We start from the raw sequence: 23224 nt of genomic DNA, 5'->3' as shown, positions 1-23224 counted from the left end.
ACGCCCGGGGCTTTGAGCCCTGTCGGCGCGGCGAGCAATTGCGGCGGGTGCCGGAACGTCTTGTCGCGCCATTACTCCCCGGTGAGCAATTGTTCGTCGTCTGGCGCTTTGGAGGCCGAAGTGTTTCGTCGGCGATCCGCTAGCACCCAACTACCGTCGTACAACTGCAGCGGGAAACTTTCGGTCCTGCTCTGGCGTCGTTCGACAAAGCCTTCGGAACTGCTCGCGCCCGCTTTGGGTTCGCGCTCCACCCCCAGAAGATCGCAGACTGCACGGGCCAATTCCGCCAACGGAAACGGTTTGAACAGGATGTGGCTGACTCCCAGTTGCCGGGCCCTTTCGCAAACCTCTGCGGTGGGGTGCCCTGTGATCAGCACAAAATGACACTTCCTGTTCTGGCGGACGGCATCGAGCACCTGAAAGCCTTCCATATCGGGCAAGCGGTAATCGAACACCATCACATCGGGTGAAAAACGTTCGGCTTCGCCGATCGCGGTCTCACCGTTGTGAGCTATCCGGACTTCCAGCGCTTGCGCCTGCAGGTAACCCTGGAGGTTTTCCGCTAGCAGCTGTTCGTCTTCAACAACCAGTACTTTGTTTAACAAGGTCGACTCCTTGAAACCGCAGGTCCGAAAACCGAACCTGGCAGAGTGCGCGCCTTACAAGGTCTAACGCACACTTCATGCCAGGCTGAGCGCCGGTCGATTTTTCGCTTCATGTCCTTGAATTTAAAAACAATGCTTTTTTCGTCCACGTCCCCCACCCCCAAAAGCGGGGAAAACCGAACGGGTGGGCATTGAAGCTTTTCCCCACTTTTGGGGGACTGTTCAATCGTCATCAATCCGTTCGATCCGGTTGCTGGAACGCAGCTGTGCCAGAACCTGCAGACGAGCCTGGACCTGTTTCTGTCGGGCAAGGTACGCCCGTACCATGTCAAGTCCTTGCTCCTCTGTGACATCTGTTGCCTCCATTCGGTTCTCTAAATAAATCAAGTGCCAACCCACCGCTGTGCGCACGGGTTCGCTGACGGCCCCTGGCGCCAATGCAAAGGCGGCCGCCTCGAACTCAGGCAGCATGCGCCCTCGGGAGAAGTAGCCCAGGTCGCCACCCTGGCTGGCCGAGACGTCTTCGGAGCTGTTGCGGGCAACGCTGGCGAAGTCTGCCCCCTGTCCGATTTTGTTACGGATTACCTCCAAGCGTAGTCTCGCAGCCTCAACAGTGGAAGGCTCCGCACCCTGAGGCACTTTGATCAGGATATGCCTGACACGAATTTCCTCAGGCCGGCTCATCTCGGCGCGGTGCTCGTCGAAAAACGCCCGGACCTGTTTTTCGTCCGGTTCGCCGATTTTGGTGAGTTCGGCAAACACCTGTTGCGCCGCCAGATCACGGCGGGTGTACTCGATGTAAGCGGCCTCATCGAAACCGGCGTCCTCCAGGCGCCGGGCGAACACTTGCGCACCACCCATCGCCTGACGGGTCTGATCCACCTGACTTTTCACCGTGGCATCGCTGATCACCACGCCGCGCTTGAGCGCTTCCTGCCAGAGCAATTCCTTGTCGATCAACGCGTCCAGTGCTGCCTTACGCAACTGTTTGTAAGCACTGGGATTGCGAATGCTGGCGACCGCCCGTCCCTGATCTTCCAGATATTCGGCGAAGTAACGCTCCAGGCGCAGCTGGCTGATTTCCTCGCCATTGACCCGTGCCGCGACCGGGCCATTGCTGCAAAAGGCCGTCGGTACCCACAACGTCAACAAGACCAGCAAAGTGTTAAGTCTCATGTACAGCCTCCGGTCAGGGCATGACAGCAATGGGTTTGTAAGGGGCAACCAGATAGAAGCGCTGGTCAGGCAAGTCCACCGTGACCACATGCGCGCCGCTCAGGCCCAGGCGCCGGCCCGGTCCGAAGCTGATCAGCGGCGTCAGGCCGGTATCAAAGTCATGCAGTCCCTCCAGGGCACTGATCAGTTTTTCGCGGCTGGCGTCCCGCCCGGCCTGTTTCATGCCTTCGCTGAGCAGCATCATCGAACTGAACGCGCCGACTTGCAGCACCGCATGCTCACCCCCCAAGCGCTGGCGTTCGCGCAACTGGGTCAGGGCCTGGCGCCCTGCCAGCGACCAGTCGCTGGGCACGAATGGGTAGGCCAGGAAGACCCGGCGGGAAAAATCGCTGGGCATTTGCAGCAAGTCACCGGCCACCTGATTCGAGGCGGCAAACATGTAAGGCACCTGCCCCGCCGTCTGCAAGCGTTCAGCCAAATGACTGAAACCGCTGCTGCTGCCCAGGTAGAACACCGAGCGCGAACCCAGCGGCAATTCATCCTGCGCCGACTGATAGGTCTGCAGGCGCACCTTCTGCCAGGCGTTGTCTTGCAGGTACTGCGCAAGATTCTCCGCGGCCAGCCGTTGGCCGGGCTCGTCTGGGTAGGCGATCAGCGTCGGTCCCGGCAAGACCCGCAAACTGGCGGCGGCGTAATTGGCCAGGGCTATCATCTGCTCGCGCAGCCCCGGCAGCGGTTCGAAGATTTGTCGCCCGAGCCGAGCCGTCCCTTGTAGCGATAACGGTCCGATCAGGGGCACGCCGGCTTGTTCCAGGCGTGGCGCCAAGTCGGCATCCAGCGCCGGTGCCAACGGGGCGATCAGGGCAAACACCTGCTCCTGTTCGATCAGTTGATTCAAGGCCTGCTCGGCACTGGCGCGGTCCGGACCTGGATCGAGGATGGTCAGGCGCAACTGCCGTCCATGAATGCCCCCCGCTTCGTTGATTCGCGCCACGCACCCCTTGAGCACCGACGCCACCGTGGCGCCCTCTTCGCTCAAGGGTCCGGTGCTCGGCAACAATGTGCCCAGGTGCAGGCTGTCGGGGCTCAAGCCGGGGTCGCGGTCATCGGCCAGGCGCTTGAGGTACGCCGTGAGGTTGCGTTGATCATTCATCGACAGCGCGAAGCGCGGCATTGCCGGGTCGAGTCGATTGTTGCCGGGGTCCCGCCCCTCCTGTACCGCCCTGGCCAATGTGCTGTCGGTATAAGCCGGGTAGGTACGCCCATTGATATGCTGTTGACCGTAGGTGCTGGTGAGTCGCGACCAGGTCAATTCCGGCGGCCGCACCCCGCCCTCGGGGCGCCCCAGCCCATCGGCACCGTGGCAGTTGGCGCACGGCAGGCTGGTGGCCGGCAGCAGCATGCCGGCCGCTCCGATCCGCGCCATGATGGGCTCGCCACTGGCCGACACGCCCTCGCGATACAGCCGCTTACCGGCGCTCTCGCTGGGCGTCAGCGGCAATGCCTGAGCGGTCAGGCCAACGTTTGCGAGCAGGATCAGACCGAGGATGAGGGCGCTTTTCATGGCGCGGACTCAACGACCGGCCACGGGCATTGTCAGCAACTGCAAGCGCTGAGCAATGGCGGCGGCCGGGGCGTCGGGGCGGATTTTGCTCCAGCGTTTGTTGGCCACATCGCCAACGATCAACTGGGTCGAGTGTTGCTCGGGGGTCGGCACTATCTGGCCGATTCGGCCTAGTACAAGGTCCATTTGTGCCTTGTCGCCGGTAAGAAAAAGCCAGTGAGGGCCATCGACGCCCTGCTTCAAGGTGTAGGCCTTGAGCACCGCTGGCGTGTCCCGCAGCGGATCACTGGTAAGGGAAATAAAGGTGATGCCGTCCGCCTTGTCGCCCAACACTTCACGCACTTGTTTGAGTTTCTGAGTGATCAGCGGACAAGCATCATTACAACTGGTGTAAATCACATTGAGCAACACCACGCGGTTCTGTAACGCATCGCTGTAGAAACGCAAGGTATTGCCGTTCTGATCCTGCAAGGGGGTATCGGTGAACCATGTTTTCGCATCATGAGTGCCACCCGCCGGTTGCGCTGCCACCGTTGCCGGTGCCACCGCTTCAGTGGCGGTCGCCGGTTGGCCATGCCCTTCATGGGAAAACGCCAGGAAGCTGATCACGCAAAAGCACATGGTCAAGAGGATCAAGGCAAGCGCTTTCATGGCTGCTGCTCCATCGCAATGGCAGTGTGCTTGGCGTGGGCGTTGCGCTCGCCGCTGAGTTTCTCGACTTCACGGCTGAGCACGGTCGGGTCGGTGAAACCGTAGTAGCGCGTCCAGTGACGGCTGTTGCCGTCGCCCACCAGAATCAACGGCTGATGGTTTTTGAAGTCGCCACTGAAACTGCCCAGGCCCTTGAGGGTTTCATTGACCGACTGCGGGGTGCCGGTGAGCCAGCTCCAGCCCGGGCCTTTTTGGAAGGTACGGGCGTAGTCATTCAGCCGTTTGGCATCGTCGCGCTGCGGGTCAATGCTGATCGACACCAGTTGCACCTCGGTGCCGACCCGTGCGCCCAGCTGTTGCTGCACCTTGCCCATGATCGACGACACCACCGGGCAGACCGTGGTACAGCTGGTGTAGATGAAGCTCATGACCACGATCTTGTTGCTGATCAGGTCCTTCTCCAGGCTTACGGTCTTGCCGTTCTGGTCCACCAGCGGCACGTCGGCGAACTTGACCTGGGCCTTCTCCGAGCTGGCGCTTTTGGCCGCCATGGTATGGCCGGCATGTTCATCCGCTGAATGCGCCAACGCCTGACCGATACCCACGGACAACAGGCAGAGCGTCAACAGTCCACGGTGTGCAAATCGATTCATGTCCATGTCCTCTCAATGAGCTTCGCCGGGCAACACCCGAACGCTGGCAAACGTCTGATCGTCAAAGTTCGCGCCCAGGGACGCCGCACGCACGTGCAGGTACCAGGCGCCTTTCTGGTCGAGGGTGACCGGAGCTTCGTAAACACCGTCGCCGACATCGCGCGCCGCGACGAGCTGAGGCCGTGAACTCGGTGCCAGGAAGTAGCGCACCTGAACGTCCTTGACCCCGCTGCGCAGCGTCTTCTGTTTGCCCTGGACGATGCGAAAACGCACGGTGTAAGGGCTGCCCAGGGCGGCGGTGGACTTGTCGAGCATGAACTCCACTTTCGGCGCGCCAGCCTGTTTCGGGGTGACCGTGTTCGGCTCGATCACGGTGCTGAAGCAATGGACGATGTTCGGCTGGTTGAGCAGGAACGCTACGTCGAAGCGCCCGGCCGGTGGCAGCTTGACCCGTGCGCTGTACAGCCCCGGTTCGACTTCGCGCAGGCTGCGGTCGATCACCAGCGCCGCCCGCGCCACTTGCCCGCGATTGGGGTAGCCGGACATCGGCGCATTCATGCCTTCGGCGTAGAAATAGGTGGTGTTGTCCACCGGGTTGACCACGAACACCGAGTTCTCGTCCCGCGACACCCCGAGGCTTGAGGCCAGCGGCAGATCACCGGCCAGCCGTGGTGGCTGGGTACCGGCCTCGAAACCCTGACTGATCGGCTTGCGGCCTTCCCCCAGGGAGGCCAGGTTGATCATCGTCACCTTGGGCGATGCCAACCCACGAACGTAGGCATAGGCCTTGGTGAACACCACTTGATAGGGTTCGGCGGACACGTCCAGTTCGTGGATCAGTGAATCGGTGGCGGCGTCGATCACCGAGGCCTGGTTCTCCAGGGTGTTGAGCACAATGCCGAAACGACCGTCGCCGCTGAAGCCCATCGGTCCCAGGCCCTGCTTGACCTTGATCACCCGCCGTACCGACTGACTCGTGGCATCGACCACGGTGACCGTGCCGTCCTGTCCGTCCGCCACATACGCCGCGCCGGACAGTGGCGAATAGACCACCGACAGCGGGTGCGACCCAGTCTTGAGCTGTTTGAGCAGGGTCAGGCTGGCGATGTCGATGATGCTCAGGGTGCCGTCGTCGCGGTTGGTGACAAAGGCAAAACGGCTGTCCTTGCTGAAGGCGATCTCATGATGGCCGCCGCCGGTGGCCAGGTGCTTGAGGGTTTTGAGGCTGGCGGTGTCGATCACCGTCACCCCGGATTGCTCCGCGGACTTGGCATTGTTGCCCACCCACAGCAGGCGTTCGTCCGGCTGCAAAGCCACGCGCACCGGGTTGTTGCCGGCCGCCACCGACTCGAGCACCTTGAAGCGCTCGCTGTCGATCACCGCGACCTCATTGGCGGTCGGCATCGACACGAAGACGCGTTTGTTGTCCTTGGGCGTGACCCAATCCATCGGCGGTTGCTTGATGTCGATCCGGGCCATGGTGCTGGTGATGCCGCCCACCGATACCGACGGATCGACCACCGAGACGCTGGCATCGCGGTTCATCACCAGCAGGAAGTAGCTGTTGAGGTCGAGCAAAGGTCGGGCGCCGATGTTGGATTTGAGGAACACACCGACGCGGGCCTTGCAGCTCTGTTCACGGCCCTGGGCTTTGTCAGCGGCCGTGGTTTCCGGGTCGAGCCAGGCGCCGGGCGCGACACCCGCCAGCGGTTGCCCCGAGGCTTTATCAGTGACCCGGAATTGCACGTCGGCAAACTCACCTTCACGCAGCACACCATCCTCGGCCAGCGGCCGCACATCGAGCACCACCGACACACCATCACGCTCAAGGGTCTGGCCGGTCCAGGTATTGGGCAGCGCCACTTCGTCGAGCATCACCGGCGGGGTTGTCCTCGACACCCCCAACCAGATCAGCCCAACGCCGATCACCAAGGCCCAACTGGCGAATGTGATGGTCCTGTTCATTGCAAATCACTCCCTCAGATCCAACCCTCTGCCCCACCTACACCCGTAGGAGCCAGGCTTGCCGGCGAAGGCGCCATTGGCTTCGCCGTTAAACCGAGGCGTACCCTTCGCGGGCAAGCCTCGCTCCTACGTGGGCGGTGAGCCCACTGCCCCCCTCACCCTCGCCCGTAGGAGCCAGGCTTGCCGGCGAAGGCGCCATTGGCTTCGCCGCTAAACCGAGGCGCACCCTTCGCGGGCAAGCCTCGCTCCTACGGGGGTGCGGTGGTGTCCCCCCTTTTTTGGCACCTATGGCACCGGTGCCGGTTCCGGTTCGTTGGTCACCCGCAGCAAGCCCCACAACCCGGAGGTGTTGCCATAGGCGCCGTAGTCGCGGAACAGGTAGTCACCCGGTATCGCATTGATGCCCCCGGCGCTCGGCAGCATGAAGCTGAAGTGCGCTGCCGGCAGAACGCTTTCGTGGGCGCCGATGTACATCGACATCGGGTTGTAGCCGAACTTCACCGAGCCCACGCCAGGCGTGCTCATCGGGTAGCCATTGGTGTCGCTCTTCTCCGAGAGGAACGGGTTGTTCGACCAGACGTGACCGTCGAGCTGGAAGGTGGTGCCACGGCTGCCACCGGTCGGCATCAGGATGTGGGTACGCAATGGCTGACCCGGTTTGGCGTACAGCACTGGCGTTTGCGGATCGCCACCTACCAGCGCATTGCTGTAGGCCATGTGCGCGTTCGCCATATCGCCGTAGCCTGAGCCGTTGGCATGGCCAAACGGTGCATTCGGGGCCAGGCCGAAGCGGTACCACATCGGTTCAGTCTTGTAGTTGATGGCCATGCCGGAGTTGTCTTGCGGGTCGTTCGGCACGCCGAAGCCTTCCGCGGCAATCCCTTCCACCGGCCGCCCATTGGCCCAGCGAATGTTCAACGCTTTCTGCCAGACCATCGCAAAGTCGCGGTAGCTGGTTTGACCCGGTGCGGTCACGGTCGCGTTGACCTTGCGCACATCGTCAACCCAGGTAGCGCCGGCCGGCAGGATGCTCATTGCACCCGACAGGCCTTTTTGCGATTGCTTGATCACATCGGCCGGGGTGATGTTCAACCCGCCGAACTCCACCGCCGTGGCGTTGATGTTGTCGACGTTACGCCCCAGTTGGGTGATCGGTTTGCCTTCACGTTCCAGGTGCCCGGCGTAGTACTGGTAGGTACGGGTCGGGTAGGCGCCGCTGTTGCCGGCACGCGGTGGGACGGTCTGGGTCGGGTTGGCCCCGACGTTGGTGCCGTCGGACTTGGTGATGTCGTACGCCAGCAATTGTGCATGCAAGCCAACGTGACTGGACGGCCGTATCAGGTTGTTGCTGAAGGTGGTCGACCCGGTGCCGTTGTTGCGGTCGCGCTTGACCACGCCTTGCATCACTGCGGTCTGGGTCAGGTCGGGCATGACGCTTGGCAGACGGTTTTCCAGGGTGATGTTGATGCAATCACCGGCTGCTGCGCGCAGTACCAGCGGCTCCACGGGCACACCAGGTTTGAGCTTGCCGGTGGTCGGGTCGAGGTCGGCCTTGCGCACATACAGGATCGCGGTCGGGTCATGCAGCGGTCCGCTTTGCCCGCCGATGGTGATGGTTTCACCGTCTACGGGGTCGGTCACGGTGACTTGCGGAATGCTCACTGTCCGCGAGTTGAACACCAGGGTGCCGCCAGCCGGATTCAGCGGCCCGCCCACGTGATGTCCGATGCCTGCCGGGTCACCGATGGTCAGGCCCAGCGGATTGGTCAGGATGTCGTTGGCCAGTGCCGCCACCACTTCATAGTTGCGTTGCGGTGTTGGCCGGGTGCCGATGCCGTTGGGGTTGGCGCCAATGCGTGGGCAAATGCCGTCGAACGCCACGGTGTTGCGCATTCCGGTGGGTTTCGCGTTGTTGGGCAAGGCGAACAGATCGTCGCGCTGGGCGGTGTAGTTGCGCATCACGCCCCACATCCCGCTCCAGTAGCCCTCGATCGAAGCGTCCATCGAGTACAGGTAGTCACCGGTGCTCGCCGCCGAACTGGACATCATCGAGACCGGGGCAATGAAGCCCATCTGCTCGGAGATCCCGATCATCTGCGACGCGCGCCAGCCGGAGTTGGAGCTGTTGCCGAAACCTGAGCCGCTTTGCAGCCACTTCACGCCGTGCAGGGTGACGTTGTGCTCCTCCTCGTGACCGCCGGCATGCACCCGCAGCCGCACGTTGTCACCGGTGTAGGTACGCAGCATCGGGGTGAACGGGTCGCCCGCTTCCGCGCCGCCCTTGTTGATGTGCGGCGGGAACAGGGTGGTGCCGCCGGTTGGGCCGGTGGCCGAGGTGATCAGGTTGGGCGCCAGGTTCATCGCCGGGATCGCACGGTCGGTGCGGCTTTGCATGGCATAGGCCAGGTCGCCGCCCAAGCCATCGGCCTGCATACCGCGCTTGCCGTCCGGGCCGACTTTGTTCGGGTCGTACACCCGCAGGGCCAGCGGTTCGTTGCGGTAATTGACCACGAACATGCCGGGGTCATCCACCGAGATCGCTTGCGGGCAAGGCCGGCTCGGGCAGCCCGGAACCATACCGCCCTGCACTTCCAGCACACCGTCGAGCAGGTTGCTGGCGCCGTTGCGCACTGGTGGGTTGATCGCATAGCGGAAGCTGTCGGCCGTGGCCGGGAACGCTTGCGGATTCGGCACGCCATTGGGGCCAGCGCCCACATACACGCCGGCTTCATAGGCGTGCTGGAAGTCGCTGTATTCGAGGAAGAACTCACGGAAGCTGTCGTTCTTGCCGTCGCCGTCCAGGTCGCCGGTGGAGATCACCGCTTGCCACGAAGTCGGCCCGCCATCCTGGCGCGCGCCGCTGTACAACGGCTCGCCGGTCTCGGCGTGGAACCAGGTGGAACCGGCAGGCTCGGCCAGCACGGTGGCGTACAAGCCAATCTGTTGGTGAGTCGATGGGCCAAGGTGGTCATGGGTGAAGATGGTGCCCAGGCCACGGTCGACACCTTTGGTATTGACCACCGGATCGACGAACCAGCGTTGCATCGCGGTGCGCGCGCCGACCCAATCGGCGCGGCCGAACTGGCCGAAGTACGGATGGTTCTTGGCTTTCGGGCAGGCCGGGGTGCCGTCACGCGGGTCGGTGCCTTCGCACTGGTTGAACTCGCGAATGGCATGGATGCGCTCTTGCACGGCACCTGGGGAGAGCACGCCGTCTTCATAGTTCCAGCCGTTGGCCGAGCCGTCGGCCGCGGTCAGGTCCCACTTGGGCAGGTGAATGTGCTGACCGATCACATCGGTTGGCGTACGCACCTGGTAGTCATCCATTTCATAGACGGCCGGCACCAGGTTGGTTTGCTGATACTGCACGCAGTCGAAGGTGTTCATGCGCATCACCAGCGGCTCTGGTGGACGCTGTTTGGTGATCACCGGCCAAGCGTCTTCCCACAGGGCCAGGATGCGCGCTTGCGGGAAGTGGTAGCCGACCTTGTTGTACACCGCGTCGAACTGAATGTTCGCCGCCTTGTAGATTCGTGGACGGTCGGCGGTGAAGGTCGAGGAGCCGGTGAACGACAGGCCATCGATCCGCTCACCGCTATTGAACTCACCGGTGCCGGCACTGCTGGTCAGGCGTTTTTGCCGGTCATCCATGCAGGGTTCGTAGTACGGCGCACCGGCCACCGGCAAGGCGCCGTTGGTGCGGAAGTTGCGCGCCACGATCTGGTTTCCGGGCAGCAAGGCGAAGCTTGGGTGGTCTTTCTTGGCGTGGAAGGCCATCGCCGCCTGTTCGACTTCCGTGCCCTCCTCCGGCAGATACAGCGGCTTGGCGCGGGTCACTTCCTTGGAAAAATCAAGGGAAGTGGTCACGGTGCGCGCCTCACCCCCAGCGGAGAAACCGTCCAGGGAATGACGCCCCAAGCCACCGTCCCAACCACCGGACTGATTCGGGTCGAGGTTGGCCCACAGGGCTTTACCCGTGGCCTTCAGACTCTGCGCCTTGGCGGCGTCGAGCATGTCCAGCGGTGGGGTCGGTGGGCGTTGGCCAACCGAGCTTTCCATGCCGCCGATCCAGAAGGGATAGCCAGGGTTTTTCAGCGTGCCGTCAGCGTTGCGGTTGGCTTCGCTGCGATCGACCAGCGCCAGGGAGCCGATGGCCCCACTGTTGGAATGAGCGCCGCCATGATGCTCGCCGTCATCGTCGCCTTCCTCTTGGTGATCGTCGTTGGCGGCCACCAGGGTTTCACCGACTTTCGGTATGACCACGACTTTGCCGGGCATCGGCGGCATGGCTTTGCCTGGCAGCGGGACCACGGCCGGGATCGGCGTGCCGGCGACGATTTCGCCGTCGGGCAAGGCCCGTGCACCGGTCGCAGGCTTACCGCTGCGCAGCGCATAAGGTTCGTTGTGGAAGCCGTCGGCGCCCTGTTGCGAGACTTCGAGTCTGGTGCCTTCTTCGAACACGTCGTGCACCCGCCACATGGCCCACATGCCTTGGGCGAAGTGCGGATAGAAGTGGCAGTGATAGATCGCATCACCCGCTACGCGGTTGCGGTTGCCCGAACCGCCGTTGGCGATTTCATAGGTGTAGCCGGCGCCGGGACCGATGCCCTGAGCGTCCACATAGTCAGAGTTGTCGTCGTTGGGGTTGAACAGCCACTGATGCCCGTGCAGGTGGAAGATGTGCTGCTCATGGCCATTGTGGGTGTTGCGAAATTTGACGAAGTCACCGATGTAGCTGTGGTTGACGTTGGACGGCTCGGACGGATACAGCGCCATGGTTGCCTTGACCCCGACCTGGTCGGCCGTTGGCGTCTGTCCGGGGGCGATGCCTTCCAGGCCGGCGTTGGCCGGCACGTCCACCAGCATCGCCACGTCACCCACGGTGTGGGAGCTGAGGAAGAACTCTTCGTAGGCGCAGGACAGGCAATCGTGCATCGGCCCCACGCCCAGGCGGTTGGCGACCACCTCGGCACCCATGCCGCCGGAGCCGTAGTTGATCATGAACGAATCGCGGGTCGGCTCCAGTACGTGGGCCATGACCGGATCGGCCCAGTAAGCGGGAAAGGCCTGGGTTGCTGCGGTTTCATCCTGAAACTGCGAGGCGAAATCGCGAAATGGCTCCAGCCGATTGGGAATCGCCGGGTTGCGCTTGCCCACGGTTTCCAGCGGATAAGTCGAGGCCGGGAAGCTGCCATCGGCGTTGCTGCCCATCACGATCGCATCGCTCTCGCTGGACACGATTTCATTGCCGTCGACCATGTTGATGATCGGCGTGCCGGCCTTGCCTTCACGCAGCCATGGCTCGCGTTGCGGGTAGCGCGCCTGGTAATCGACGATGGGCTGGCCTGCCGGAGTGCGACCGGTGGTGGCCAAGCGCATCTCTTCTTCGGTAAGGGTGTTGCGATAGGTGCGGCCGCCCTTGGGCACCACCACCACTTGGCCGAACAGGCCGTTGGCCACGTTACCGGCCGCGCCCTCGCCACCGAAGGTCGCGCCACGGCTGCTGGCAGCGAACACCCCTTCGCGTTCGGCGTACAAGGTATAGGAACGGGTGGCGCCGGGCGCAATCAGGGTATTGGCGTTGCGTCCGGTGAACGATGAAATGTCATCAATGCTGTTGACCGCCTGCATGCCATTGACCTGGAAGCCAACGTGACGATCGGCAACCTGTTCGTCGACCTTGAAGTTCTGGTTGTTGCCAACTTCGATGCCCCCTTCTTCCTCAGCACCTTCGTGCGAGCCAGGGTTGGCCTGATAGGCCAGCAGGTTCTGCAGATTGATGGTCAGGCAGTCACCGGCGGCCACCCGCAGCACCAGCGGACGCGGACGCTTGTCGGCCCGCAGCGACACCTTGCCCGGCACCGCGGCACCGCCCAGGGCCAGCGAGACGTCACGGTCATCGACCACATCACGACGCAAGGCGAACATCATGCCGTTGACGTTCTGCGCACCGAGGCGGTTGAACATCAGGGGCTGGTCCAGCGCCACGACATTGGCCACCAGGTTGCGTTCGCAACGCGCAGCGGCTTCGGCATATTCGACGCCCAGCATCGAAGCCGCCAATAGCAGCCAGGGAAGAATCTGTTGAGCGTGGAAAATGCCGGTCATGATCACGGGCCTCGCTGTGGTTGCGCACAGGGAATAATTCTCGACAACTCCCTTGAGCAATCCGCATGCCATAAAAATTCTGTTTATTTTTCAGCTAGTTACGATTAGCACTTAATTCGCCTGGGGAAATTCCCCATTTTTTCCCCAATTTTTTGCCGGGGCCACCATTCCCCAATATTGGGGAAAACCGGCCCGGGCTTTCGCTCACAACGGGGCGTTCGCCGCCAGCCCCTGCAACAACCGGTACTGGTTCAAGACGTTGGGGACATAACGCTGGGTTTCGGCGAACGGCGGGACCACACCGCCGCGGCTGAGCACGGCTTGAGGGCCTGCGTTGTACGCGGCCACGGCGAGTTCGATGTCGTTGTCGAACATCGTCATCAGGCGCTTGAGGTATTTGGCGCCGCCCTGGATGTTGGCCTTGGGGTCGTAGACGTTCTTCACCCCCAGTTCCCGGGCGGTGTCGGGCATCAGCTGCATCAACCCGCCAGCCCCCTTGGGTGACATGGCACTGGGGTTGTAGTGCGATTCGGTCTGGATCACCGCATGCAGCAGCGCCGCGGGCAATTGGTTGTCCGTGGCCGCCTTGGATACCAGCTCGGCATAGGGCCTGGCGGCAATCATCTGGGGCTGTTTGTCGAGGCTGACGACCGCCGCTTCGGGCTCGCGAATGACCCGTTCATAGTGGCGTCCGGGGCGGTGGACATTCGACAGGACAAAGTTGCCCTTGGTGTCCACGGAAACGAATACGTCGGCCTGCGCGGCACCGGCCAGCAGCATCAATCCGAGCATTCCTGTGGTGAGCTTTTTCATTGTTCTACCTCCCGTGCCCAGCCCCGAAAAATGGGGGTAATGCCCCAATGGCCGGTCGTGGATCAGCCATACGCAAGCACTGTGCCGAAAGCGCAAAGCGCCGTAACACGCGGGGTACAGAGGCAAGCAAAAACCTTTGCATGGCAATTGCATAAGCCTCCATTACATGAATCAGCTGCGACCCTTCTGCCGATTAAGTGAGGTCATCAAGATGAAACAGCGACTGTCTTTCGCCACCCGTGGCGCTTCCCTGCGAGCTCAGCGCGGATTCACCCTGCTGGAACTGTTAGTGGTGCTGGTGGTGCTGGGGCTGTTGGCCGGCATCGTCGCGCCGAAGTATTTCGCCCAACTGGGCCGCTCCGAAGTGAAAGTGGCCAAGGCGCAGATAGAAGGCCTGGGCAAGGCCCTGGACTTGTACCGGCTGGAGGTCGGACATTATCCGTCCACCGAGCAAGGCTTGCAGGCGCTGGTGACTGCGCCCAGTGATGAAGCCCACTGGACCGGCCCGTACTTGCAGAAAAAACTGCCTCTGGACCCCTGGGGCCGTGCCTACACCTACCGCTACCCCGGTGAGCACAGCGAGTACGACCTGCTGTCCCTGGGCAAGGACGGCCAGGCCGGCGGTGAAGGCGAAAACGCCGAAGTCACCAACTGGAATTGACGGCAATGGCGACCATGCGCTTTCACCTCAAAGCCGTAGGCAAGGCCGGTGTGGTTTCAATGACCATCGAAGCGCCGGGCCATAGCGAAGCCCGGCGCATCGCCGAGGACCAGGGACTGCGGGTGGTCAGTCTGCACGCCGAGCGACATTGGCGGGCGATGGGCCTCAAGCAGCGGGAGACGTTCAACCTGGTGCTGTTCAGCCAGGAACTGACGACGCTGCTCAATGCCGGCCTGCCGCTGATCGATGCGCTGGAAAGCCTGGCGGAAAAAGAAAGCGCGCCGCAGGCCCGCAAAACCCTGAGCGAACTGGTGCGCCTGTTGTATGAAGGCAAATCGTTTTCCCAGGCCTTGGGCCAGTTGTCGGCGGTGTTCCCGCCGCTGTACGTGGCGCTGGTGCAGTCCAGCGAAAAGACCGGTGCGGTGGGCGACGCGTTGGGCCGCTATGTCAGCTATCGCCAGCGCATGGACGAAGTTCGCCAGAAGATCGTCAGCGCGTCGATTTACCCCATGCTGTTGCTGATCGTCGGCGGTGGCGTGGTGCTGTTCTTGATGGGCTACGTGGTACCGCGCTTCAGTCTGGTGTTCGAAGGGCTGGGAGAAAACCTGCCGTGGCTGTCGCAAATCCTGATGAGCAGCGGCATGTTCCTGCATGCCCATCAGGGTGAGTTTTTCGGCGCCTTTGCGGCCTTCGTCGTCAGCATCGCCCTGCTCCAGCGTCAACCGTCTTTTCGCCGAGGCGTGGACCGACTGATCGAAAAAGTCCCGGCGGTGCACCAGCGCATCTTCATGTACGAGCTGGCGCGCTTCTATCGTTCCCTGGGCATTCTGCTACAGGGCGGTATTCCCCTCGTCACTGCCATGGGCATGGTGCGCAACCTGCTGACCCCCGCCTCCCGCGCACGCCTGGACCAGGCCTGCGAACGGGTCAGCGAGGGGCAATCGCTGTCAACTGCGCTGGAGCTCAACCACCTGGTGACCCCGGTTTCCCTGCGCCTGCTGCGCGCCGGCGAACAGTCCGGCAACCTGGGACAAATGATGGAGCGCAGCGCCGACTTCTATGACGAAGAAATCAGCCGCTGGATCGAATGGTTCGTGCGACTGTTCGAACCCTTGCTCATGACCTTCATCGGCCTGTTGATCGGGGTGATCGTGATCCTGATGTACATCCCGATTTTCGAGCTGGCCTCAAGTATTCACTGACCCCCGAAAAGGGCCCTGACCGTCGGTTGCCTGGTCTTCGACCGGGCAACCGAATAAACCGGCGCGTTGAGGTGTTTTCCAACGTTCCTGCTGAATACAGGGAGAAATCAGCACGTTGCATTGTTCATCAACGTTCCAATCTGAAAAAAGAAGACGGAGAACGACATGCACATCAACAAGCTTTTACTGGCAGTAGCTATTGGCGCGGTTTTGTCGGCGTCTACCGTACTGATTCCAGGCAGCATTTCCGACGTGTCGAGTGCACATGCGAAGGACGGCGGTGGGGGTGGTGGAGGTGGTGGTGGCGGCGGTGGTGGTGGCGGCGGTGGTGGCGGTGGCGGCGGTGGCGGTGGCGGTGGCGGCAACGGCGGCGGTGGTGGCGGCAACGGCGGCGGTGGTGGCGGCAACGGCGGCGGTGGTGGCGGCAACGGCGGTGGCGGTGGCGGTGGCGGTGGCGGCAACAGCGGCGGTGGTGGCGGCAGCAGCGGCCACGGCGGCGATGGCGCCAGCAGCGGGCACAGCGGCAGCGACCATGCCGGAAGTACAGCCTCGAATTCCGGGCGCAGTGGTACTCATGCCGAACAGGGTGATGACCACGGCGTACACCGCTCAGGTGAAATCGGTGACGACCACGGCGTCCACCGCTCGGGTGAAATCGGCGATGACCACGGCGTCCACCGCTCGGGTGAAATCGGCGACGACCACGGCGTACATCGCTCAGGTGAAATCGGCGACGACCACGGCGTACATCGCTCAGGTCAAGTCGGTGACGACCGCGGCGCGCATAACTCGGGTCAAATCGGTGACGATCATGGGATGCATGCAGCTGGCCAACCCGGCGATGATCACGGTGTTCACGTCGGCGGCTAACCAGAGGACAACAAACGCGTGAACTGACTTCCACCCACCCTTGTAGGAGCCGAGCTTGCTCGCGATGATGGTGTGTCAAACGACTTCAATGTTGAATGATCCACCGCCATCGCGAGCAAGCTTCGCTCCTACAGGTGTTCGTGTGAGTCATCCAGCGCCGATCATGCAAAAATTCGATCAACGCCCGCACCGACCATGCAGCCGATCCATTGTAGGAGCCGAGCTTGCTCGCGATGACGGTGTGTCAAACGACATCAATGTTGAATGATCCACCGCCATCGCGAGCAAGCTTTGCTCCTACAGGTGTACGTGTGAGTCATCCAGCGCCGATCATGCAAAAATTCGATCAACGCCCGCACCGACCATGCAGCCGATCCATTGTAGGAGCCGAGCTTGCTCGCGATGACGGTGTGTCAAACGACATCAATGTTGAATGATCCACCGCCATCGCGAGCAAGCTTTGCTCCTACAGGTGTACGTGTGAGTCATCGAGCGCCGATCATGCAAAAATTCGATCAACGCCCGCACCGACCATGCAGCCGATCCATTGTAGGAGCCGAGCTTGCTCGCGATGACGGCGTGTCAAACGACATTAGTGTTGAATGGACCACTGTTATCGCGAGCAAGCTTCGTTCCTACAGGTGTTCGTGTGAGTCATCCAGCGCCGATCATGCAAAAATCCAATCAACGCCCGCACCGGCCATGCAACCAATCCATTGTAGGAGCCGAGCTTGCTCGCGATGACGGTGTGTCAAACGACATCAATGTTGAATGATCCACCGCCATCGCGAGCAAGCTTTGCTCCTACAGGTGTTTGTATGAGCCATCCAAGCGCTCACGCAAGAACTCGATCAATGCCTGCACCGGCCGCGATGACTGGCGGTGCTGCGGATACACCGCCGACAGTGTCAGCGCCTCGGGTCGAAACGCATCCAGTACCGCCACCAGCCGCCCCTCTTTCAATGCCGATTCGACGATAAAGGTCGGCAGGTAGGTAATCCCCATCCCGGCAATCGCCGCGTCCTTGAGCAATTCACCATTGTTGACCCGCATCCGTCCCGTGACGTTGACGACCAATGGCTTGACCTGCCCCGCGAACCGCCATTGCACCTGACGACCGTGGCCGTAAGGCAGGCAGTCATGGCTGTGCAAGTCTTCGGGTCTGACGGGCGTGCCGCGCTCGGCCAGGTAAGCGGGACTTGCGCAATACACGCGCTCGATGGTCGCGATACGGCGGGCAATCAGCGTCGAGTCTTCGAGCGTGCCGATGCGCAAGGCCAGGTCGTAGCCCTCACCGAGCAAGTCGACGGGCCGATCGCTCAAGTCCACTTCCACCGTGACGTCTCGATAGCGCTGCAAGAACAACGGCAGCAGGCAACCCAGGTGCGCCAGCGCAAACGACAGCGGCGCGCTGACGCGCAGTGTGCCGCGCGGCTCGGTAGTCTGCCCGGCGATGCCCTGCTCCACTTGCTCGACTTCACCGAGCAGGCGCAAGGCGGATTCGTAATAACTCTGGCCCAGGGGCGTGACATCCAGTCGGCGGGTCGAGCGATTGAGCAACCGCACACCCAGGCGCTCTTCGAGCTGCATCAAGCGTCGGCTGACGAATTGCTTGGACAGCCCCAATTGATCGGCGGCGGCGGTGAAGCTGCCAGAGTCCATGACCTGGCAAAAAATACGCATGTCTTCGAAGGGGTTCATTGTCACGACCTGGTAGACAGTTGAACGCTTTGTAGCCGGTTTTTCCTCGGAAAAGCAAAGATCGCAGCCTGCGGCAGCTCCTACATGGGAATGCATTTCCCTGTAGGAGCTGCCGCAGGCTGCGATCTTTTAAACGTTACCGAGCGAGCTCTTACTTGGTAAACGTCGTGTAGCTGTTGATCAGGTTGCGGTAGTTCGGCAGGCGTTCAGACAGCAGGTTGGCCAGGCCTTCCATGTCGTTGCGCCAGTCGACTTGCAGTTCGCAAGCTACCGAGAACCAGTTCAGCAATTGGGCACCGGCGGCCGACATGCGGGCCCAGGCCGCTTGTTGCACGGTGGTGTTGAAGGTGCCGGAAGCATCGGTCACCACGAACACGTCAAAACCTTCGGCAATGGCCGACAGGGTCGGGAATGCCACGCACACGTCTGTCACCACACCGGCGATGATCAGTTGCTTGCGGCCAGTGGCTTTAACGGCCTTGACGAAGTCTTCGTTGTCCCAGGCGTTGATCTGGCCCGGACGGGCAATGAACGGTGCATCCGGGAACTGCGCCTTGAGTTCCGGAACGATCGGACCGTTAGGTCCCTTGTCGAAACTGGTGGTGAGGATGGTCGGTAGTTTGAAGAACTTGGCGATGTCGCCCAGGGCCAGCACGTTGTTCTTGAATTCGTTGGGCGAGAAATCCTGCACCAGCGAAATCAGACCGGTCTGGTGGTCGACCAGCAGTACCACTGCATCGTCTTTGTTCAGGCGTTTGTACGGAACGTTGCTCATGAAAAAACTCCTTGGTGGATGGTTTTTGCTGGAAGCGCCGACTCTTCACGCCAGCGCTTTTTGGTTTGTGTCAGAAAGCAAAGCACGAACAGCCGAAAGCGCCCCAGAAACCGGCGAAATCGCTGACCGGTGCATTCGACAGACGTGCCCGTTCATGGCTGTGGGAGTGCACCGCACACGGTCCGTTGCACTGATGCACCTGGGCCTGTAACGGCGAGTTCGGCCGCCAGTGACCCGGGACTTTCACCACCGGCGACCAGTCCGGCAGCACCGGCACACTGGCAGGCCCGAGTTTTTCGAAATCACCGGCGGCGTACACGATCTTGCCGCCCACTACGGTCAGCACCGATTCGATCCACTTGATCGCCTCTTCATCGACACTGAAAAAGTCCGCGCTCAACGCGGCCAGGTCCGCCAGTTGACCGATCTTGATCTGGCCTTTCTTGCCCTGTTCGGACGAGAACCAGGCGCTGCCGTGGGTAAACAGTTCCAGCGCGGTCTGGCGCGGCAGACCCTCGGCGTGCAGCGCCATGCCACCCACCGTGCGCCCGCTGACCATCCAGTACAGCGAAGTCCACGGGTTGTAACTCGAAACCCGCGTCGCATCGGTGCCGGCGCCCACCGGTACACCCTCGGCGAGCATGCGCTGGATCGGTGGTGTGTCTTGTGCGGCCTTGGCGCCATAGCGCTCGACGAAGTACTCGCCCTGGAACGCCATGCGATCCTGGATCGCGATGCCACCACCCAGTGCCCTCACCCGCTCGATGTTTTGTGGGGTAATGGTTTCGGCATGGTCGAAGAACCAGGGCAAGCCGTTGAACGGAATGTCGCGGTTGACCTTCTCGAACACGTCGAGCATGCGGCTGATGGATTCGTTGTAGGTGGCGTGCAAGCGGAACGGCCAGCGCTGCTCGACCAGATGGCGCACCACCGGCTCAAGTTCGTCTTCCATGCTTTGCGGCAAGTCCGGGCGCGGCTCCAGGAAGTCCTCGAAATCCGCCGCCGAGAACACCAGCATCTCCCCGGCGCCGTTGTGCCGCAGGTAGTCATCGCCCTGGTGCAGGGTCACGCTGCTGGTCCAGTTCTTGAAGTCGGTGAGTTCTTCCTTGGGTTTCTGGGTGAACAAGTTGTAGGCAATGCGTACCGTTAACTGTTGGTCCTTGGCCAACTGCTCGATCACCTGATAATCGTCCGGGTAATTCTGGAAACCGCCGCCGGCGTCGATGGCGCTGGTCAGGCCCAGGCGATTGAGTTCGCGCATGAACTGGCGGGTCGAATTCACCTGGTATTCCAATGGCAGCTTCGGCCCCTTGGCCAAGGTCGCGTAGAGGATCATCGCGTTCGGGCGCGCCACCAACATGCCGGTGGGGTTGCCATTGGCATCACGAACGATCTCGCCACCCGGCGGGTTCGGCGTGTCCCGGGTGTAGCCGGCCACACGCAACGCGGCACGGTTGAGCAAGGCGCGGTCGTACAGGTGCAGGACGAACACCGGGGTGTCCGGCGCGGCCTGGTTGAGTTCTTCGAGGGTGGGCATGCGTTTTTCGGCGAACTGGAATTCGTTCCAGCCACCGACCACCCGCACCCACTGCGGGGTCGGTGTACGGTCGGCTTGTTCCTTGAGCATGCGCAACGCATCGGCCAGCGACGGCACGCCTTCCCAACGCAACTCCAGGTTGTAGTTCAGGCCGCCACGGATCAGGTGCAGGTGCGAATCGTTGAGGCCGGGAATCACGCAGCGACCCTTGAGGTCGACCACCTGCGTGCCAGACCCGCGCAACGCCATTGCTTCGGCATCGCTACCGACCGCCACGAAGCGACCTTCGCGGATGGCCACGGCACTGGCCCGCGGATTGTCCCGGTCAACGGTATGGAACTGGCCATTGAACAAAATCAGATCGGCGTTCATTGCTGTACCTCAAGGCTGTGTAGAGTGGGACTGGCCGGCTTCCAGCCACGGTGCAAACAGACGCGTGGCCAGCGGCATGAAGACGTACACCACTGACAACACGATAGTCAGGGTGATCAGAAACGTGGCGACCACGTAGCTGGACAGGAAGGCATTGAGTTGTAGCAGCGGCCCCCAGAGCAGTGGCACCAGCAAGGTGTGCGGCAGGATTACCAGCAACGTCACCACTGCCTGCTTCCAGCGTGGCGGTGGCGATGCCGCATCGGCCAGTGGAGCGAACCAGAATTCATTGACCGGATTGACCTCGGTCTGATCACCGTCCGCCAGCATCGGTGCGGCTTCGTCGATCAGTGCCTGGCGCTGCGGCGAATCGAGCCAGCGCTGCATGGCGTCGGTGGAGCAAAAACGCAGCACGCAGGTGAACAGCTGCAGACCGCCGTGTTTGCCCCGGACCACATCCACCCCCAAGTGCCCTTCGCTCTGCCCGGCCACTTTGACGATGTTGCGCAGCCAGGCTTCATACGTGGCCTCATGACCGGCCTTGATCCGGTGCTTGACGATCAAGGTCACCACTTCATCGAAACCCGGCGCTGTGCTCTGGGAATGGGCTTGAGGCATGACGAAAGGCTCCGGCGAAACGAGGTTGATAACTGGGTTTGATAGTGCCGGGGGGGAGGAAGAAAAAATTGGATGTACGTGCTCTTTTTGGGTGAGTAGCTGGATCTGAAATCCATTAGGTTCGCCCGTAGGAGCGAGGCTTGCCCGCGAAGAACGATGATGCGGTATGACAGTTACACCGCAGCGCCCGGTTCGCCGGCAAGCCTGGCTCCTACAAAGCGAAGAGCGATAACGCGGTTTGACAGTTACACCGTGGCGCCCCGGTTCGCCGGCAAGCCTGGCTCCTACAAAGCGAAGGACGATGATGCGGTATGACAGATACACCGTGGCGCCCTCGGTTCGCCAGCAAGCCTGGCTCCTACAGAGGAGTATCAGGTCGCCTCGCCTGCTTTTGACTCCCCCGCCCCTCCACCTGTGACGACGTCCAACGGCGCGGACATGAATTGGCTGATCCGCGAACGCAACCACCGCTCCGCCGGGTCATTGTCATGCACTCCGCTCCAGGCCATCGATAACTGTGCGGCTTCGATTTCAAAGGGTGGGTCTTCGGCGCGCAGGCCACAGCCCTCGACCAATGCGCAGGCCGCGTAATCCGGCACTGTGGCGATCATCTCGGTGCCGGCCAGCAACGCCCGCAAGCCACTGAACTGCGGCACGCCGAGTACCACCTTGCGACACCGTCCGACCTTGGCCAGGTCCAGGTCGATGTTGCCGCTCAGGTCACCGGAAAACGACACCATTGCATGGGGGCGCGCACAGTATTCGTCGAGGGTCAGTGACCCCGGACGCGTGTCGCCGCGCAGTACTTTGCAGGGGATATCGCGCAGTTTCTTGCGCTTGGCATTGGCCGGCAGGTCCGTGGTGTAGCTCACGCCCACGGAGATTTCACCGGAGGCCAGCAAGGCCGGCATCAACAGGTAGTTGGCTCGACGCACCACGACCACAATCCCTGGTGCCTCTTCCTGCAATTGGCGCAACAATGGCGGAAACAGACCGAACTCGGCGTCGTCCGACAGGCCGATGCGAAACACATCGCTGCTGGTCGTCGGATCGAACTCCTTGGCCCGGCTGACCGCACCGGAAATCACATCCATGGCCGGTTGCAGTTCCTTGAGGATCGCCAGCGCCCGCCCCGTCGGCTCCATACCGCGACCGTTGCGCAACAGCAGCGGATCGTCGAACAGGTCGCGCAACCGACCCAGGGCGGCACTCACCGCCGGCTGGCCCATGAACAGTTTTTCCGCCACGCGGGTCAGGTTCTTTTCGAACATCAGCGCCTCGAAAATCACCAGCAGGTTCATGTCGACGCGGCGCAGATCGTTTCGATTCATAGGCACGGGTTCCTTGTGTGTTCAGCTAGGCTCGAAGGTGAGGATTGTGTCTGACTTTATCCAAGACTTCCCGTTATGGACGAGGAATTAACAACGTTTAACTCGCACGCCAGAGCCTCCGACTTCAAGAATGAGGCCTACCCACACGGACATTCGCCATGGCTCACTTCCAGCAAAACGCTGCCCGCGCGACAGTCATGCAAGCGTCAAAGAAGCCCACCGGCGGCCTCAGCCCTCAGCGCGAACGGCTGGTGAAACAACTGATTCTGGAGCGTCTGGGCCAGACGCTGGAAGTCACCGAACTGGCCAATGCCTGCGCGTTGTCGCGCAGTCATTTTTCCCGCGCCTTCAAGTGCAGCACCGGCCTTTCACCCCAGGATTGGATTCGCCAGCAACGCATCGCCCGGGCCAAGTTGTTGATCCAGCACACAGACCTTAGCCTCACGCAAATCAGCCTGGAATGCGGCTTCTGTGATCAGGCGCATTTTTGCCACATGTTCACCCGCAGCGAAGGCATCAACCCGTTTGCCTGGCGTTGCCGGGTCGTGGGTAGATTTGAAAGCAAAAGATCGCAGCCTGCGGCAGCTCCTACAGGTGTACACCTATCCATGTAGGAGCTGCC

At 61.8% G+C, this 23224-nt stretch carries 17 protein-coding genes; 4 read left to right on the top strand and 13 right to left on the bottom strand.

The window, feature by feature from the left end; genetic code table 11:
- Window positions 1-71: 71 nt before the first annotated feature.
- The 8 genes from ABTV22_RS10645 to ABTV22_RS10610 all read right to left on the bottom strand — a co-directional run bounded on the left by ABTV22_RS10645 (window position 72) and on the right by ABTV22_RS10610 (window position 13535).
- Window positions 72-605, bottom strand: coding sequence for a response regulator (locus tag ABTV22_RS10645; protein WP_433739992.1), 534 nt, complete (start codon window positions 603-605; stop codon window positions 72-74).
- A gap of 222 nt (window positions 606-827) precedes the next feature.
- Window positions 828-1781 carry a peptidylprolyl isomerase gene (locus ABTV22_RS10640; protein WP_433739990.1) on the bottom strand — a complete coding sequence of 318 codons (954 nt, stop codon included), beginning with the start codon at window positions 1779-1781 and terminating at the stop codon, window positions 828-830.
- A gap of 13 nt (window positions 1782-1794) precedes the next feature.
- Complete coding sequence (locus ABTV22_RS10635; RefSeq protein WP_433739988.1) at window positions 1795-3345, bottom strand: cytochrome c/ABC transporter substrate-binding protein; 1551 nt, start codon at window positions 3343-3345, stop codon at window positions 1795-1797.
- 9 nt (window positions 3346-3354) lie between these two features.
- Entirely contained in the window at window positions 3355-3996 is a 642-nt protein-coding gene (locus ABTV22_RS10630) for an SCO family protein (protein ID WP_433739986.1), read from the bottom strand.
- On the bottom strand, window positions 3993-4649 hold the full coding sequence (locus ABTV22_RS10625) for an SCO family protein (RefSeq protein WP_433739984.1): 657 nt from the start codon (window positions 4647-4649) through the stop codon (window positions 3993-3995). The genes ABTV22_RS10630 and ABTV22_RS10625 overlap by 4 nt, the downstream gene beginning before the upstream one ends.
- Before the next feature lie 12 nt (window positions 4650-4661).
- Window positions 4662-6614: a YncE family protein gene (locus ABTV22_RS10620; protein WP_433739982.1), complete on the bottom strand. Its 1953-nt coding sequence runs from the start codon at window positions 6612-6614 to the stop codon at window positions 4662-4664.
- A gap of 285 nt (window positions 6615-6899) precedes the next feature.
- Complete coding sequence (gene mnxG, locus ABTV22_RS10615) at window positions 6900-12722, bottom strand: manganese-oxidizing multicopper oxidase MnxG (protein ID WP_433739981.1); 5823 nt, start codon at window positions 12720-12722, stop codon at window positions 6900-6902.
- A 204-nt stretch (window positions 12723-12926) separates the two neighbouring features.
- Window positions 12927-13535: a lytic transglycosylase domain-containing protein gene (locus ABTV22_RS10610; protein ID WP_433739979.1), complete on the bottom strand. Its 609-nt coding sequence runs from the start codon at window positions 13533-13535 to the stop codon at window positions 12927-12929.
- Between the two features lie 211 nt (window positions 13536-13746).
- Here ABTV22_RS10610 and gspG point away from each other — a divergent pair, with 211 nt between their 5' ends.
- From gspG to ABTV22_RS10595, 3 genes are all read left to right on the top strand, one after another.
- Window positions 13747-14196, top strand: coding sequence for a type II secretion system major pseudopilin GspG (gene gspG, locus ABTV22_RS10605; protein ID WP_433739977.1), 450 nt, complete (start codon window positions 13747-13749; stop codon window positions 14194-14196).
- Between the two features lie 14 nt (window positions 14197-14210).
- The gene (locus ABTV22_RS10600) at window positions 14211-15398 is read left to right on the top strand and encodes a type II secretion system F family protein (protein WP_433741360.1); all 1188 of its coding nucleotides are present in this window, start codon (window positions 14211-14213) and stop codon (window positions 15396-15398) included.
- Between the two features lie 165 nt (window positions 15399-15563).
- Complete coding sequence (locus ABTV22_RS10595) at window positions 15564-16268, top strand: hypothetical protein (protein WP_433739975.1); 705 nt, start codon at window positions 15564-15566, stop codon at window positions 16266-16268.
- Between the two features lie 804 nt (window positions 16269-17072).
- Here the strand turns inward: ABTV22_RS10595 and ABTV22_RS10590 are convergent.
- The 5 genes from ABTV22_RS10590 to ABTV22_RS10570 form a co-directional block, all read right to left on the bottom strand.
- A complete protein-coding gene (locus ABTV22_RS10590) occupies window positions 17073-17969 on the bottom strand; it encodes a LysR family transcriptional regulator (RefSeq protein WP_433739973.1) in 897 nt (298 codons plus the stop codon).
- A gap of 151 nt (window positions 17970-18120) precedes the next feature.
- A complete protein-coding gene (gene ycaC, locus ABTV22_RS10585) occupies window positions 18121-18744 on the bottom strand; it encodes an isochorismate family cysteine hydrolase YcaC (RefSeq protein WP_433739972.1) in 624 nt (207 codons plus the stop codon).
- 70 nt (window positions 18745-18814) lie between these two features.
- Window positions 18815-20653 carry an amidohydrolase gene (locus ABTV22_RS10580; RefSeq protein ID WP_433739971.1) on the bottom strand — a complete coding sequence of 613 codons (1839 nt, stop codon included), beginning with the start codon at window positions 20651-20653 and terminating at the stop codon, window positions 18815-18817.
- 9 nt (window positions 20654-20662) lie between these two features.
- Window positions 20663-21271 carry an antibiotic biosynthesis monooxygenase gene (locus ABTV22_RS10575; protein WP_433739969.1) on the bottom strand — a complete coding sequence of 203 codons (609 nt, stop codon included), beginning with the start codon at window positions 21269-21271 and terminating at the stop codon, window positions 20663-20665.
- Window positions 21272-21642: 371 nt separating this feature from the next.
- Window positions 21643-22602 (bottom strand): LysR substrate-binding domain-containing protein, encoded by a 960-nt coding sequence (locus ABTV22_RS10570; protein WP_433739968.1) that lies wholly within the window; start codon window positions 22600-22602, stop codon window positions 21643-21645.
- Between the two features lie 158 nt (window positions 22603-22760).
- On the opposite strand from ABTV22_RS10570, the gene ABTV22_RS10565 reads away from it, so the two are divergent.
- Entirely contained in the window at window positions 22761-23216 is a 456-nt protein-coding gene (locus ABTV22_RS10565) for a helix-turn-helix domain-containing protein (protein WP_433739966.1), read from the top strand.
- The last annotated feature ends 8 nt before the right edge of the window (window positions 23217-23224 follow it).

Source organism: Pseudomonas putida, from assembly GCF_050990305.1.
GTDB classification, from domain to species: Bacteria; Pseudomonadota; Gammaproteobacteria; order Pseudomonadales; family Pseudomonadaceae; genus Aquipseudomonas; species Aquipseudomonas putida_AH.
Note: the sequence above shows the minus strand (reverse complement) of the source record. Positions and strands in the feature narration are given on the sequence as shown.